General features: G+C 72.2%; 13 protein-coding genes. 6 read left to right on the plus strand and 7 right to left on the minus strand.

Going from position 1 to position 14732, the window contains the following annotated elements; genetic code table 11:
- Position 1: 1 nt before the first annotated feature.
- On the minus strand, positions 2-436 hold the full coding sequence (locus ABZY12_RS09395) for a MarR family transcriptional regulator (protein ID WP_356888691.1): 435 nt from the start codon (positions 434-436) through the stop codon (positions 2-4).
- Between the two features lie 122 nt (positions 437-558).
- Here ABZY12_RS09395 and ABZY12_RS09400 point away from each other — a divergent pair, with 122 nt between their 5' ends.
- Complete coding sequence (locus tag ABZY12_RS09400; RefSeq protein ID WP_356888692.1) at positions 559-1578, plus strand: NADP-dependent oxidoreductase; 1020 nt, start codon at positions 559-561, stop codon at positions 1576-1578.
- A gap of 63 nt (positions 1579-1641) precedes the next feature.
- Positions 1642-2064: an organic hydroperoxide resistance protein gene (locus tag ABZY12_RS09405; RefSeq protein ID WP_356888693.1), complete on the plus strand. Its 423-nt coding sequence runs from the start codon at positions 1642-1644 to the stop codon at positions 2062-2064.
- A gap of 70 nt (positions 2065-2134) precedes the next feature.
- Here ABZY12_RS09405 and ABZY12_RS09410 read toward each other — a convergent pair whose 3' ends face one another.
- Positions 2135-4681: a M14 family zinc carboxypeptidase gene (locus tag ABZY12_RS09410; protein WP_356888694.1), complete on the minus strand. Its 2547-nt coding sequence runs from the start codon at positions 4679-4681 to the stop codon at positions 2135-2137.
- Positions 4682-4792: 111 nt separating this feature from the next.
- On the opposite strand from ABZY12_RS09410, the gene ABZY12_RS09415 reads away from it, so the two are divergent.
- Positions 4793-5620 carry an EI24 domain-containing protein gene (locus tag ABZY12_RS09415; protein ID WP_356888695.1) on the plus strand — a complete coding sequence of 276 codons (828 nt, stop codon included), beginning with the start codon at positions 4793-4795 and terminating at the stop codon, positions 5618-5620.
- Between the two features lie 11 nt (positions 5621-5631).
- Positions 5632-6462, plus strand: coding sequence for a pectate lyase (locus ABZY12_RS09420; RefSeq protein WP_356888696.1), 831 nt, complete (start codon positions 5632-5634; stop codon positions 6460-6462).
- 61 nt (positions 6463-6523) lie between these two features.
- On the opposite strand, the gene ABZY12_RS09425 is transcribed toward ABZY12_RS09420, so the two are convergent.
- The 3 genes from ABZY12_RS09425 to ABZY12_RS09435 form a co-directional block, all read right to left on the minus strand.
- On the minus strand, positions 6524-7234 hold the full coding sequence (locus ABZY12_RS09425) for a carbon-nitrogen hydrolase family protein (protein WP_356888697.1): 711 nt from the start codon (positions 7232-7234) through the stop codon (positions 6524-6526).
- Positions 7235-7275: 41 nt separating this feature from the next.
- Positions 7276-8532, minus strand: coding sequence for a pyroglutamyl peptidase (locus tag ABZY12_RS09430; RefSeq protein WP_356888698.1), 1257 nt, complete (start codon positions 8530-8532; stop codon positions 7276-7278).
- Positions 8533-8642: 110 nt separating this feature from the next.
- Complete coding sequence (locus ABZY12_RS09435; RefSeq protein WP_356888699.1) at positions 8643-9278, minus strand: TetR/AcrR family transcriptional regulator; 636 nt, start codon at positions 9276-9278, stop codon at positions 8643-8645.
- A gap of 149 nt (positions 9279-9427) precedes the next feature.
- Between ABZY12_RS09435 and ABZY12_RS09440 the strand changes: the two genes are divergently transcribed.
- The gene (locus ABZY12_RS09440) at positions 9428-11950 is read left to right on the plus strand and encodes a glycoside hydrolase family 3 C-terminal domain-containing protein (RefSeq protein WP_356888700.1); all 2523 of its coding nucleotides are present in this window, start codon (positions 9428-9430) and stop codon (positions 11948-11950) included.
- A 51-nt stretch (positions 11951-12001) separates the two neighbouring features.
- Here ABZY12_RS09440 and ABZY12_RS09445 read toward each other — a convergent pair whose 3' ends face one another.
- Positions 12002-12931: an aldose epimerase family protein gene (locus ABZY12_RS09445; RefSeq protein WP_356888701.1), complete on the minus strand. Its 930-nt coding sequence runs from the start codon at positions 12929-12931 to the stop codon at positions 12002-12004.
- Between the two features lie 11 nt (positions 12932-12942).
- Positions 12943-13821: an SGNH/GDSL hydrolase family protein gene (locus tag ABZY12_RS09450; RefSeq protein ID WP_356888702.1), complete on the minus strand. Its 879-nt coding sequence runs from the start codon at positions 13819-13821 to the stop codon at positions 12943-12945.
- Positions 13822-14091: 270 nt separating this feature from the next.
- On the opposite strand from ABZY12_RS09450, the gene ABZY12_RS09455 reads away from it, so the two are divergent.
- Positions 14092-14586 (plus strand): DUF3145 domain-containing protein, encoded by a 495-nt coding sequence (locus tag ABZY12_RS09455; RefSeq protein ID WP_356888703.1) that lies wholly within the window; start codon positions 14092-14094, stop codon positions 14584-14586.
- The last annotated feature ends 146 nt before the right edge of the window (positions 14587-14732 follow it).

Consider the following 14732-nt stretch of genomic DNA (forward strand, 5'->3'; position numbering starts at 1 on the left):
GTTACACCAAGTCCTCGCCCAGCATCCGCTTGAGCAGGTCCCGCAGCAGCGTGCGCTCGACCACCGTCAGCTGTCCGAGCGGCTCGCGGGCGAAGTCGAGGGAGTCCCGCAGCCGACGGGCGGTGTCCAGCCCCTCCGGGGTGGGCGCGGCCAGCTTGACCCGCCGGTCGGCCGGGTCGGGGCGCCGCTCCACCAGGCCGCGCGATTCGAGCCGGTCGACGATCCCGGTGACGTTCGACGGCTCGCACTTGAGCTTCTGGGCGATCTTGCGCATCGGCACCGGCTCCAGGGAGAGCAGTCCGAGGACCCGGGCCTGGGCGCCGGTCAGCGAGTGCTGCGCGGCCGCCTGCTCGTACTCCTCGTAGTACCGCGCGACGACGCTGCCGATCAGCTCGACGACTTCGCGCGTCAGGGGGTCTGTCCGTGGGGTGGCCATGGACGTCATCGTACCCAGATACTTGACAACATGAAATATCCAGGAGCATGGTTGTTTCACGTTGTTAAGTATCCGCAGCGTGAAGCTTTCTCGTTGTGAACGTTTCCCAGGAGGCCGTGCTCATGTCCGTACTTCCCGCGTCCAGCCGTGAGTGGCACCTCGTCGCCCGCCCGCACGGCTGGCCGACCCCGGCGGACTTCGCCCTGCGCGAGACGCCCGTCGCCGAACCCGCCGAGGGCCGGATCCTGGTGCGCAACCTGCACTTCTCCGTCGACCCGTACATGCGCGGCCGGATGAACGACGTCAAGTCGTACATCCCGCCGTTCAAGCTCGACCACCCCATGGACGGCGGCGCGGTCGGCCGGGTCGTCGCCTCCAACGCCGAGGGCTTCGCCGTCGGCGACCACGTCCTGCACGGCCTCGGCTGGCGCGAGTACGCCGACGTCCCGGCCCGGCACGCCACCAAGGTCGACCCCGAGCTGGCCCCCCTCTCCGCCTACCTCGGCGTCCTCGGCATGACGGGCCTGACCGCCTACGCCGGTCTCTTCGAGGTCGCCTCCTTCAAGGAGGGCGACGCCGTCTTCGTCTCCGGCGCGGCCGGCGCCGTCGGCAGCCAGGTCGGCCAGATGGCGAAGCTCAAGGGCGCCTCCCGGGTCATCGGCTCCGCCGGCTCGGACGAGAAGGTCAAGGTCCTGGTCGAGGAGTACGGCTTCGACGCCGCCTTCAACTACAAGAACGGCCCCGTCCGCGACCAGCTCCGCGAGGCCGCACCCGACGGCATCGACGTCTACTTCGACAACGTCGGGGGCGACCACCTCGAGGCCGCGATCTCCTCGCTCAACGTGCACGGCCGCGCCACCATCTGCGGCATGATCGCGCAGTACAACGACACCGAGCCGGTGCCCGGGCCGCGCAACATGGCCATGATCATCGGCAAGCGGCTGCGCCTCCAGGGCGTCCTCGTCGGCGACCACTACGACCTCCAGGAGCAGTTCGTCCAGGAGGTCGGCGGCTGGCTGCGCTCCGGCGAGCTGAAGTACCGCGAGACCTTCGTGGAGGGCGTCGAGAACGGGGTCGAGGCCTTCCTCGGTGTGCTCCGCGGAGACAACACCGGGAAGATGATCGTTTCGGTGACCGGCTAGTCTCTCCTCAGCCGTCGCGATCGTGGGCGCGAGTCGCGGCGAAACAGCAGAAGGAAGACTCAGATGTCCATACAGCAGTCCGACGTCCTGTACACGGCCATCGCCACCGCCGAGAACGGGCGCGACGGCCGGGTCGCCACCGACGACGGTCAGCTCGATGTCGTCGTCAACCCGCCCAAGGCCATGGGCGGCTCCGGCGCCGGCACCAACCCCGAGCAGCTCTTCGCCGCCGGCTACAGCGCCTGCTTCCAGGGCGCGCTGGGCGTCGTGGCCCGCAACGAGAACGCCGACGTCTCCGGCTCGACGATCACCGCCGAGGTCGGCATCGGCAAGAACGACGACGGCTTCGGCATCATCGTCAAGATCTCGGCGACCATCCCGAACGTGGACGCCGAGACCGCGAAGAGCCTGATCGAGAAGGCCCACCAGGTCTGCCCGTACTCCAAGGCCACGCGCGGCAACATCACGGTCGAGCTGGCCGTCTGAGTTGCGCGTACCCTAGGGAGAGGCCGCACCCCGACCGACCGGGGTGCGGCCTTCTTCCTTCCCCGCCGCGCTACCGCGTCAGCAGAGCCCGCCCGACCTGTGCGAACACACCCTTCGGGTGGTCCCGGAAGAGCGGCTCCGTGCCGAACAGCACCACGGGCGCGCCATGGGCCGCCGTCCCGCTCACCACCGACGCCTGCCCCGCCGCGTCGGCGGGGCCGCCCCGGCCTTCGGCGCCCGAAGCCCGCCAGTGGCCCGAGACGAGCGGGCTGCCCGGCCCGTAGGTCTGCTCGGCGCGCACCCCCGCCCCCAGCCGCGTGAACCACAGCGGGGAGTAGACGAAGGTGTGCCCCGGCGCGCCCCCGGTGATCGCCCCGCCCGCGTTGCGGACCGCCACCACACCGTTGGCGTCCCCGTTGCCCTCCACGGCCGTGGCCTGCAGCAGCCCCGCCGCCGCGTTGAACGCCGCGCCCGCGGAGCCGATGCCCACCACCCCCACGCCGCTCGCCCGCAGCGCCTCCCGCGCCGCCGGGGTCAGCCGCCCGTGGTCCAGGCCCCGCGACACGAACAGGACCTCGGCCGTAGACCAGTCGAAGCCCGCGTTCAGGGTCTCCGTCGACACCGGCACCACCTCGAAGCCCATCTCCCGCAGCGCGAACAGCTCACCGGCCGTCACCGAGGCCGCGACCCTGGTGCGCTCCAGCGGCGCCGTGCCCCGCTCCTTCGTCGCCCGGAACACCACCCCCAAGCGGTCCGCGAGGCTCCGCGCCGCGCCCCGCGCCGACGCGGGCACGACCGCCGAGCCGTCCGCCGTCCGGCGCACCTTCACACCCCGCGCCAGCAGCGCGTTGACCGCCGCCAGCTCCCTCGGGTCGTCGAGCCGCAGCAGCAGATCGCCGAAGGGTGCCACACGGCCGGTCGGGGCGGCGGAGCGGACCGCGCGCACCGAGGCGGGCAGCGGGCCGTCGGTGACCTTCCGCACGGTCGCGCCCCACAGCAGCCCGAGGCTCCACCCCGAGATGTCGTACATCGTCGACACGTCCGCGCTGATGTCCCGGCCCTCGGCCAGGATCACGTTCGCCATCCCGCGCTTGGGCTGGCGCAGGTCGACGACGTACGAGCCGTCGGCCGTCCGCCCCACCCGTACGTCGTTGGCGACCAGATGGTCGACGAGCCGGGCGGCCGCCACCGCGCTCCGCTGCGACCGGCCCGCCGGAATCACGTACCCGCGCGGGAAGGAGGTCGTGTACACGTCCTCCGGGCCGATCCCCGGCACGCCCGGCACCGTCTCCTCGGACACCGGCCGCTGCGCCTCGCCCGCCGCGCCCCGCCGGAACGTCTCGATCTGGTCGGCGATCACCGAAGCGCGGTTGCGGTACGCGTAGTCGAGCGTGGCGCGCATCGCCGCCCCCGCCACGTCGACGTTGATCGCCGCCCGGCGGCGCAGTTCGGCCACCGGCAGCGACTCGTACGCCGCGTTGTTCACGGTCATGGGGAACTCGATGGTGTGCGCGGCGACCGCCCCCTGGAAGGGCATGTACTGCGGGGTGAAGATCGGCGGCCAGTCGTCCCAGCCCTCCGGCCAGTCCCGGAAGGGGATGACCGCCGGTTCCACGCCGTCCTTCGCCGCCGTGTAGCCGAGGCCGTTGACCGCCTTCTCCATGCCGAGCGCGTTGGCGTAGGAGTTCTTCAGAAAGAGGTCGTACTCGTAGTTCTCGCCGTGCGGCGGGGTAGTCGGCTCGATCAGCGTGCCGTTGACGTACCCGTGCAGATCGAGCATCACGGCCGGCTGCCGGTCGATGGCGATCCGCCGGATCGCACGCGTCTCGGGCTGCGAGGCGGTGATGAAGTCCCGGTTGAGGTCGAAGCCGTTGCCGTTGGCGCGGGTCCCGGCGATCCGGCCGTCCGGGTTGGCGGTCACGTTCAGATGGACGCGGGTCGTCGCCAGCAGCGCCGCCGTCTTGCGGTCGGTGGCGCGGGCCAGCTCCTCGACGAGTTCCAGGGCCGCGTCCGTGCCCTCCCACTCGTTGCCGTGGATGTTGTTGTTGATGAGGACCGGCGTCTTGTACGCGGCCTTGATGCGCGGGTCCTTGGCGGCCGCGAACGGAGCGTTCTCGATCCGTTCCCGCATCCGCTCCTGCTCGCGCGCCTGAGCGGCGGACTCCGGGGCGGTGACGGTGACCAGATACAGCTCGTGCCCCCGGGCCGAGCGCCCGGCGACCTCGACGCTCACCCGGTCGCCCAGTCGCTGCAGCGCGTTGAGGCGCGGTGCGAGGGAGTGGTACGGCGCCAGGCCCAGTTTGATCGACTTGTCGGCCGGGTCGGCGGCCGGGGCGGTCAGGACGGTACGGCGCGGATACCCGCCGTCCTTGTGCGGAGACGCTCCCGGGACGGAGGTGGGGCCGTCCGCGAGAGGAACGTCCCCGAGAAGGCCCTCCCCCCGCGCGGCGGACGGGCCGAGAAGAGGCGGCACGGCCGTGTCACGGCCGGCTCCTTCGCGTACGGGACGGGGATCACGCGGCCCGGGTGGTGCGGCGTTCGCGGGCAGCGCGGTGAGGAGAAGGGCCCCGAGGGTGGTGCAGGCGGCCGTGATCAGGACGGGTCCGGGTTTCGCCATACGTACGCAACCTCCGTAGGTGATCAGTCGAGTGATCAGTACGCAGGGGTCTACCCTGTCGTGCCCCGGACAACAAGGGGGCCTGCGCCGCAGGCCCGATAGGGTGATCGCATGCGCGATTTCGGGGCCGGTTTCGGCTATCTGGTGCGGGGTCAGAAGTGGGTCGGCCGGCACGGGCGGTGGTTCGGTTTCGGCCTGCTGCCGGGACTCGTCACCCTCGTCCTGTACGGGGGCGCGCTCATCGGCCTCGGCTACGGCGCCGACGACCTGACGGCCTGGGCGACCCCGTTCGCCGACGACTGGACCTCGCCCTGGCAGGGCCTGTTCCGCGGCTTCCTGACCGCCCTCGTCTTCGTCTTCGGGCTCTTCCTCGCGGTCATCACCTTCACCGCGGTGACGCTCCTGGTCGGCCAGCCGTTCTACGAGTCGCTCTCCGAGCAGGTCGACCGCACGGAGGGCGGAGACGTCCCCGAGTCCGGTCTGCCGCTCTGGCGCGAGCTGTGGATCTCGGCGCGGGACAGCCTCAAGGTGCTGCTCCGGGTCGCGTTCTACGGCGTGCTCCTCTTCGCCTGCGGCTTCATCCCCGTCGTCGGCCAGACGGTGGTCCCGGTCATCGGTTTCTGCGTCTCCGGCTTCTTCCTCGCCCATGAGCTGACGTCCGTCGCCCTCCAGCGCCGGGGCGTCGAACTGAAGGACCGGCTGCGGATGCTGCGCGGCCGGCGCATGCTGACCCTGGGCTTCGGGGTCCCGTTGGCGGTCTCCTTCCTGGTGCCGTTCGTAGCGGTCTTCCTCATGCCCGGCGCGGTCGCCGGGGCCACGCTGATGGCCCGCGAGCTGACGGGGGAGTCGGCGCGCGGCGACGACGGGAACGGCACCCCGACGGGCGGCAACGTTTCTTCTTCCGGTGGCGACAAGGAGAGGCACGATCTCCCCCACTGAAGGAAGAACGCATGAACGCACAAGCTGAACAGCGCACTCGGCACAGGCGGCGCACAGGTCGCCGTCGGGCTCTGATCGGTGGTCTGGCCGCCCTCGGCATCACCGGCGCGGCCGTCGTCGCCGGCGGCCTGCTGTCCCCGGCCGGCGCGGCGACGGCCTGGCCCGAGGCGAAGGGCAGCAAGCCGGTCCCGAGCACCATCGAGGTCTCGGGCCCGTACGACGGTGGTATGAAGCGGTTCTACGGCACGGGCGAGCTCGGCTCCGGTGGCCAGGGCGAAGGCCAGGACCCGATCTTCGTGCTCAAGGACGGCGCCGTCCTCAAGAACGTGATCATCGGTTCGCCGGCCGCCGACGGCATCCACTGCCTGGGCAGCTGCACGCTGCAGAACGTCTGGTGGGAGGACGTCGGCGAGGACGCCGCCACGTTCAAGGGCACGTCGGCCTCGGCGGTCTACACGGTGTACGGCGGCGGCGCCCGGAAGGCCTCGGACAAGGTCTTCCAGTTCAACGGCGCGGGCAAGTTGGTCGTGACCAAGTTCCAGGTGTCGGACTTCGGCAAGCTGGTCCGCTCCTGCGGCAACTGCAAGAAGCAGTACAAGCGCTCGATCATCATCAACGACGTGGACGTCACCGCTCCCGGCGGGTCGATCGTCGGCGTCAACGCCAACTACGGCGACACCGCGGCCCTGCGCGAGGTCCGCATCCACGGCGACGCCAAGAAGAAGATCAAGCCGTGCGTCCGGTTCACCGGAAACAACACGGGCAAGGAGCCGACCGAGATCGGCTCCGGTCCCGACGGCGTCACCTGCCGCTACACCGCCTCCGACCTCTCCTACGAGTGACGGGGAGCGGGAGCCCGCCGGCGGCGGCCGGCGGGCCCCCGCCCACGGCTTCCGCCGCGGGTCAGACGTCGGCGAGGGCGTACCCCGGGTCCACGGTCCCCGCGTCGGCGATCCGCTCGCCGTCCGTGCCCCAGGCGCCGCTCGCCCCCGCGCACACGCCCGCCTCGTTACGGCCCAGGACGTTGGCCATCACCACCTGGAGCCCGAAGTCCCGCGCGCGTACCGGATAGACCTTCTCGAACGAGTCGTTGTCGACCGTGAGCACCGAACTCGCCAGATAGACCCGGCAGCCGTCGGCGGCGGCACGCTCCGCGATCTCGGGGAAGCGGTTGTCGTAGCAGGTGGCCAGAGCGAACCGGACGCCGTCGAGGGTGAACCGGCCGTCCCGGTCGCCGGCGGCGAAGACCTCCTGCTCGAAGCCGTAGAGATGCCGCTTGTCGTAGCGGGTCAGCAGGCCGCCGTCCGGTCCGACGACCAGCGAGGTGATGCCGGGCCGGCCGTGCGCCGTCCGCACCGGCCCGTTGACGACGGCCGCCGCCGCGACGGCGCGGCAGGCGTCCCGGAGCGGGGCGAGCCGGGCGTCGTCCTCGGCGAGGTGGAGCCCCGGGTCGCCGTGGACGAGGGTCGGCTCGTACCCGGTGAGGGACAGTTCGGCGAAGACGACGAGCCGGGCGCCCTCGGCGCCGGCCGACCGGATCAGGTCCGCCATGGTGCGGACGTTGGCATCGATGTCCCCCGGGACCGGGGTGAACTGCGCTGCTGCGACGATCATGCCGCCATCATCTCCGCCGCCCCGGCCCCTGGGGAACCCCTTCAGGAGGAGGCGGCCACCCCGATGACCGCCCTCACCTGCGCGATGATGTCGAGCCGGTTCCGTACGAACTCCGGATCGGTGACCGAGCCCGTCGCCGGATCGGTGTTGCCCGCCCCGAACCGGAGGACCGGCGTGTGGACATGGCCGCCGGGCAGCTCCCGCAGTCCGAGGCGGTCGCGCAGGAGCGTGGCCCGGTAGGCGATCTCGTTGGAGAGGTAGTCACCGCCGCCGCCAGCCCGGGCTGTGGAGCCCTCCGTCGGCCCGTCGGGGTGGGCCACCGGCACGGTCGACCCGGCCGGGATCTCGGTCACCGCCGTGTTGTCGTACACCGGGAAGCGCCCGGTGTCCGCCGCCACGATCGCGCGGTACGGGAGGGTGGTCGACGTCCACTGCGGCTGGGTCGCCGGGTCCGCGACCGGGACCGTCTCCGTACGGGAGAGGTTCTCGTTGTCGGGGAAGCCGCCCCGCCACGCCCCGTTGAACCGCTCGATGTCGAAGCGGCCCACCCGTCCCTGGCTCACGGTGGTGAACAGGTCCACGCGCGGCAGGTGTGCGCGCAGCGTCCGCTCCACCGTGCCGTCGGCGAAGTCGGCCCAGCGAACCGGGAAGACGGCCGTCTCGACGCGGGCGAGGGTCCCGTCCGCCGTACGGATCCAGGTGCCGTCCAGGGCCAGCGCGGTCGCCCCGGACGGATTGCCGATCCGTACGTCACGGTCGAGCGTGAACGGGTCGAAGCCGGTCATCAGCACCCGCTTGACGCCCTTGCCCGGCGGGTGGTGGATCGAGTCCTGGCCGCGCGAGGAGCGTTCGAGCCGGTCGAGCAGCCGGGCCCGAGCGGCGTCGTCGAGAACGAACTCCGGCCTCCAGGTGCGCAGTTCGCGGGTCATGCCGAGCCGTGCCCAGTACAGCGGCCGGTCGTCGTCCCGGCTGAGGTCCCCGTGCGCGGGCCCCCGGCCCTGGGCGCGGTCGACCGCGCGCCGCCACAGGCGGGCGGCCTGGTGCGCGACAGCCCGTTCGGCCTCCCGGTAGGAGTCCGCACCCGCCAGCGCGCGGCCGAACTCCGGTGCCACGGTGTCGAATCCGCTGCGCCGCAGGATCTCCTGGGGCGCGGCCCGGTCGAGCCGGGCCTCCTCGACCGTGCCGGTGTCGCCGCCCGTGTCGGCCGAGGCCGGTGGTGAGACGAAGGCGAGAGCGGTGGTGAGCAGGGCGAGTCCGAGCGAGGCGGTGCGTATCCGGGGCACGGGCGAGCCTTCCATGGGACCGGGAACGGGCCCGCGAAGTATCCCGTCCCGCCCGCGACTTGCGCTACGGCGCCCTCATACGTCCCATGGGCCGCGGCGCCGTCGCCTCGGACGTCCCCGTCGCGTCACCCTTCTCGGTCGCCTGGGTCGCCTCGGTCGCCTGGGTCGCCTGGGTCGCCTCGGTCGCCTCGGACGTCCCCGTCGCCCCGCAGCAGCGCCAGGAAGTCCCGGAACGCCGCGGGCATGTCCACCGCGGCCGGATCCAGGAGCCACTGGTACTGCAGCCCGTCCATCACCGCAGTGAGCAGGGGCGCGGCGCGCTCCGGGGTGAGGCCGCCCGGCAGCCGCTCGCCGAACTCCATCCGCAGGACCTTCGCCATCTCCCCGCGGACCTGGGCGTACCGCTCGGTGAAGAACTCCCGCGCCGGGTGGCCGTCGGTCACGCTCTCGCCGAGCAGCGCGGAGAAGGTCTGCACGATCCCCGGCCGCATCGCGTTGTACTCCACGAGGGAGTCGAGCAGGTCGAGCCGCCAGCCCTCCCGCCCCCGGCCGCCGCTGGTGTCCCACCGGTCGCGCTCCTCCAGGACCGCGACGAGCAGCGCCTCCTTCGTCGGGAAGTAGTGCAGCAGCCCCTGCTGGGTCAGGCCGACCCGCTCGGCGACCGAGGCCAGCGAGGCGCCGCGGTAGCCGCGCTCGGCGATCACTTCGAGGGCCGCCCGCAGGATGTCCGCGCGCCGCTCCTCGCTCCTGGCCCGCACCATCGCCCGGCCCCTTTCGTGGTCCCTTCCGGAGGTCCCGTCGCAGAGGACCGTACGTCATCCTAAAGTAACGAATAAATAACGTAACCTACCGATCTACAGGTACGAGCGTCACCATGGGCCCCTCAGCACTTCGACGAGGAGGTACGGCCGTGGCAGAGATCAGCGCGGAGGGCGGTACGGACGCCGGCGGGGACGCCGCCCGCGAGCGAGCCGTCGAGGCGGCCCTCGCCCGGCTCGACCTGGACACCAAGACCCGGCTGCTCGCGGGACAGGACATGTGGTCGCTCCCGGCCCTGCCCGAGATCGGCCTGCGGTCCCTCGTCATGTCCGACGGTCCGATCGGTGTCCGCGGCGTCCGCTGGACCGCCGACGACCCCTCCGTCGCCCTGCCGTCCCCGACCGCCCTCGCCGCCGCCTGGGACCCGGCGCTCGCCCGCCGTGCCGGCCGCCTCCTCGCCCAGGAGGCCCGCCGCAAGGGCGTCCACGTCCTCCTCGCCCCCACCGTCAACCTGCACCGCACCCCGCTCGGTGGCCGCCACTTCGAGGCGTACAGCGAGGACCCGTACCTCACCGGCGAGATCGGCACCGGCTACGTCCAGGGCGTCCAGGACGGCGGCGTCGGCACCACCGTCAAGCACTTCGTCGCCAACGACGCCGAGACCGACCGCTTCACCGTCGACAACAAGATCGCCGCGCGCCCGCTGCGCGAGCTCTACCTCGCCCCCTTCGAGGCCATCGTCGAGAACGCCCGGCCCTGGGGCATCATGACCGCCTACAACCAGGTCAACGGCGTCACGATGACCGAGCATCACCACCTCGTCAACGAGGTCCTGCGCGGTGAGTGGGGCTTCGACGGCTTCAACGTCTCCGACTGGATGGCCGCCCGCTCCACTACCGGCGACATCGAGGGCGGCCTCGACGTCGCCATGCCCGGCCCGCACACCGTCTACGGCGAGGCGCTCGCCGCCGCCGTCCGCGCGGGCGAGGTCGAGGAGTCGGCCGTCGACACGGCGGTACGCAACGTCCTGCGGCTCGCCGCCCGCGTCGGCGCCCTCGACGGCGCCCCGCCGGTCGTCACCGAGCCCCCGGCCCCCCTCGACGGCGACGCGCTGGCTCGCGAGATCGCCCACCGAGGCTTCGTCCTCGTCCGCAACGAGGAACGCCACGGGGTGCGCGGGGAGGCGCGCGGCGGGGCGCACGAGGACGTACGCGACGGGAGCGCGGCCCTGCCCCTGAAGCCCGGCCGTACGGTCGCCCTCTCCGGCGCGGCCGCCCGCGACGCCCGGGTTCTCGGCGGCGGCTCCGCCCAGGTCTTCCCCGACCACACCGTCTCCCCGCTCGACGGCCTCACCGCCGCCCTGCGCGAAGGCGCCCTGACCTTCTCCATCGGCGCCGACCCCAGCGACGAACTCGCCCCCGCCGAGCAGGGGTTCACCCTCCGCGCGGTCTGCCGCGACGCCGAGGGCAAGGTCCTCGGCGAGGGCAGCCTGCCCAACGGCCAGGTCCAGTGGATCGGCGACGACCTCCCGGCCGGTGTCACCCACGAGGCCCTCGCCTCCGTCGAGGTCGTCGGCACGTTCACCCCGCGCGAGAGCGGTGAGCACTCCTTCGGCACCCGGGGCCTCGGTGCCTTCACCCTCACCGTCGCGGGTGAGGCCGTTTTCGACGGCGTCCAGTCGATGGGGCCGGAGACCGACCCCTTCGAGGCGTTCTTCGGCGCCCCCGTCGAACGCGCCAAGGTCGCGCTCACCGCGGGTGAGAGCGTCGAGGTGTCGCTCCTCCACCCGCTCGACAAGGAGTTCGCCGCCCCGCTGCCGGCCGTCATGTTCTCCTTCGTCCACCTCGGTCCGCGCCGCGACCCCGACGAACTGATCGCCGAAGCCGTCGAGGCCGCCCGCGCCGCCGACACCGCCGTCGTGGTCGTCGCCACCACCGAGCGCGTCGAGTCCGAGGGCTTCGACCGCACGGACCTCGCCCTCCCGGGCCGCCAGGACGATCTCGTACGGGCCGTGGCCGCCGCCAACCCGAACACCGTCGTCGTCGTCAACGCAGGCTCCCCGGTCGAGATGCCCTGGCGCGAGGACGTCGCCGCGATCCTGCTCAGCTGGTTCCCCGGCCAGGAGGGCGGTGCCGCGCTCGCCGACGTCCTGACCGGCGCCGCCGAGCCCGGCGGACGCCTGCCCACCACCTGGCCCGCCGCCCTCGCCGACGCCCCGGTCACCGCGACCACCCCCACCGACGGCGAACTCGCCTACGACGAGGGCGTGTTCATCGGCTACCGCGCCTGGGACAGGGCCGGCGCCGTCCCCGCGTACGCCTTCGGTCACGGCCTCGGCTACACCACCTGGTCGTACGACTCCCTGGAGACGACCACGGGGAAGGCCACGGTCCGGATCACCAACACCGGCACCCGCACCGGCCGCGAGGTCGTCCAGATCTACCTCGCGGCGGCATCGGACCCGATCGAGCGTCCGGCGCGCTGGCTGGCCGGCTTCGCGAGCGTCGAGGCCGCCGCCGGCGCGTCCGTCGAGGTCGAGATCCCGCTGCCCCGCAGGGCCTTCGAGATCTGGGACGAGGAGAAGAACGACTGGACCTTCGTCCCCGGTACGTACGAGGTCAGGGCGGCGCACTCCCTGGCCGACACCCGCCTGACGGCCACGCTGAACGTCTAGGAGCCCGCTATGACCGGCCCCGGGGCGGAACCTGACAGCCGCCCCGGGGCTTCAGCGCGTCCCGAAGTCGAAGTGCGTGGTGGATCGGTAGACCTCGCCGGGCCGCAGCACCGTCGACGGGAACTCCGGCCGGTTCGGCGAGTCGGGGAAGTGCTGGGTCTCCAGGGCGATCCCGGAGAACATCGCGTCCGCGTACACCTGGAGCCCCGGTTCGGTCGTCCGCACCGTCACCACGCGCCCGGTCACGGGCGAGTACAGCTCGCAGGCGTCCACGGCGCCCGCGTCGAGCACGAAGTTGTCGTCGATCCCGACCCCGGCCGGCCGCGCCGTACGGAAGTCGAGCCGGGTGCCGGCCACCGGGGCGATCTCCCCGGTCGGGATCCCGGTCCCGTCCGTGGGGGTGAAGTGCCCGGCAGAGACCCGCAGTTCGTGTTCCCCGCCCAGGTCCCAGTACGAGTGGTTCGTCAGCGCGATCACCGTCGGGGCGTCCGTGATCGCCCGGTAGCCGATCCGCAGCGTCCCGTCCTCCTTCAGCCGGTACGTCACCGAGACCTCCAGGCGGCCGGGGAAGCCCTCCTCGCCGTCCGGGCTCACCCGCGACAGCCTGATCCCGTGGGTGACCTCCTCCGCGTCCCACACGTGCTTGTCGAAGCCGCGCTCGCCGCCGTGGAGGCTGTGCGGACCGCCGTTGCGGGCCAGCCGGTGCGTCCGGCCGTCGAGGGTGAAGGTGCCGTCCGCGATCCGGTTGGCGTAACGCCCCACCAGGGCGCCGAAGTACGGCTCCGGCTGCTTCAGATATCCCTCCAGATCGGGGAAGCCGAGGACCACTTCGCCCCGGGCGCCGTCCCGGTCCGGCGTCTCGACCGACTGGACGATGCCGCCGTACGTCAGCACCCGCACCCGCACGCCGCCCCGTTCGAGCGTCCAGCGCCGCACGCCCGTGCCGTCGACCGAACCGAAGGGCTCACTCGTGATCCTCATGATCCGGAACCCTACGCGGGCGGATTCAGCGCCGTCACCTGTCGGTGGGCGATCTCCGCGAGCCGCGCCTGGCCGTCCCTGCTCGGGTGGAACCAGTCCCAGGGGCTGAGCTGCACCCCGCCGAAACGGAAGGCGAAGACCGCCCCGCCGTCGTACCGGCAGCGCGCGTCCTTCGCGCACTCCTCCTTCAGGGCCGTGTTGTACGCCACCACCCGGTCCCGCACCAGCGTCCGGCGCCGCTCGGCGGCCGCGCTCAGATCCTGGGGGTCGGCCAGCATGGAGGCGCAGAGCCCCAGCTTCCAGACCTCCCGGCCCATCGCACTGACCCGCCCCGTCGACCACAGCCGCATCAGGTCCGGCACGCTCGCCACGTACACCTGCGCCTTGGGCGCGCCCGTCCGCAGCGCGGCCAGCGCCGCCGCGAAGGAGGCACGGAACTCCGCGACCGGGGTCATCAGGTCCGTACGGTCCCGGCAGGCGTCGTTCGCGCCCATCATCACCGTCACCAGCTCCGGCTTCGCGGCGGCGGCCTGCTCCATCTGCCCCGGCAGCTCCGCCATCCGGGCCCCGGTCCGCGCCAGGTTCCAGCTGTGCGCGGTCACCCGCTCCGGGCCGAGGAGCCGCAGGGCGAGGCTGTTGACCGCGGCGTCCGTGCCGGTGGCCCAGGAGACCTCCGGGCAGTCCGCCAGGACCGCACAGGCGTCGAAGGCGCGGGTGATGGAGTCGCCGACGGCGGCCACGGAGGAGGGGGAGGGGTCCCAGACAACAGCGGGCCTCGGCTTCGCCCGTACGGACGGCGCCGCCGCGTCGCAGCCGGACAGCCCGCCCGCGCCCAGCAGCAGCGCCGCCGCGGAGGCGACGGCGGTACGGAAACGATGTGGGCCGCGCATGCCCCGGCTCCTCCTTCGGCGTTCGTTCGGCGTCCTGGCGAGTGAAAGCTTGGTGTTCACCCGCCTCCGGACCGACCGTACGTCACCCCAAGGGCGGTGCGGCACGGTAGCTTTTCCCCGTCGAACCAGAGGCACCTTTGCCAACCGGCTCCGGTAAATTACATCACGTCACATGCTGTCCCTTTTTCGGGGGTTTGCGAAGTTTTACTCCCGATGCTGTTTACTGAGGCCGCTGGGAAAGGCGAACCTCGTCCCACACTGGAGGTCCCGGTGACGACACGTGGAGTTCTGTACGTTCACTCCGCACCGCGCGCGCTGTGCCCGCACGTCGAATGGGCGGTGGCGGGTGTCCTGGGTGCGAGAGTCCAGCTCGACTGGATCCGTCAGCCGGCGTCCCCCGGCACCTGGAGAGCCGAGTTCTCCTGGCAGGGCGAGACCGGCACCGCCTCCAAACTCGCCTCGGCGCTGCGCGGCTGGCAGATGCTCCGCTTCGAGGTCACCGCGGAGCCCTGCCCCACCGCCGAGGGCGAGCGCTACAGCGCCACCCCCGAACTGGGCATCTTCCACGCGGTGACGGGCATGCACGGCGACATCCTGATCCCGGAGGACCGCCTGCGGGCCGCCCTGGCCCGCTCGGCGCAGGGCGAGACGCAGCTGGAGGCGGAGATCGCCAAGCTGCTCGGCAAGCCCTGGGACGACGAACTGGAGCCCTTCCGCTATGCGGGTGAAGGCGCCCCCGTCCGCTGGCTCCACCAGGTCGTCTGAGGAGCCCTGCCGGGCGGCTGACGCCCCGTCCGAACATGGCGGAGGCCCACCCCGGCCGGGGATGGGCCTCATACGTGAGTGTCGGTCAGACCGTGCGGAACGCCGGCACCACGTTGTGGCCGCCGAAGCCGAACGAGTTGGCCTCT

It is taken from the genome of Streptomyces sp. NPDC006551, assembly GCF_040611675.1.
Lineage (GTDB): Bacteria > Actinomycetota > Actinomycetes > Streptomycetales > Streptomycetaceae > Streptomyces.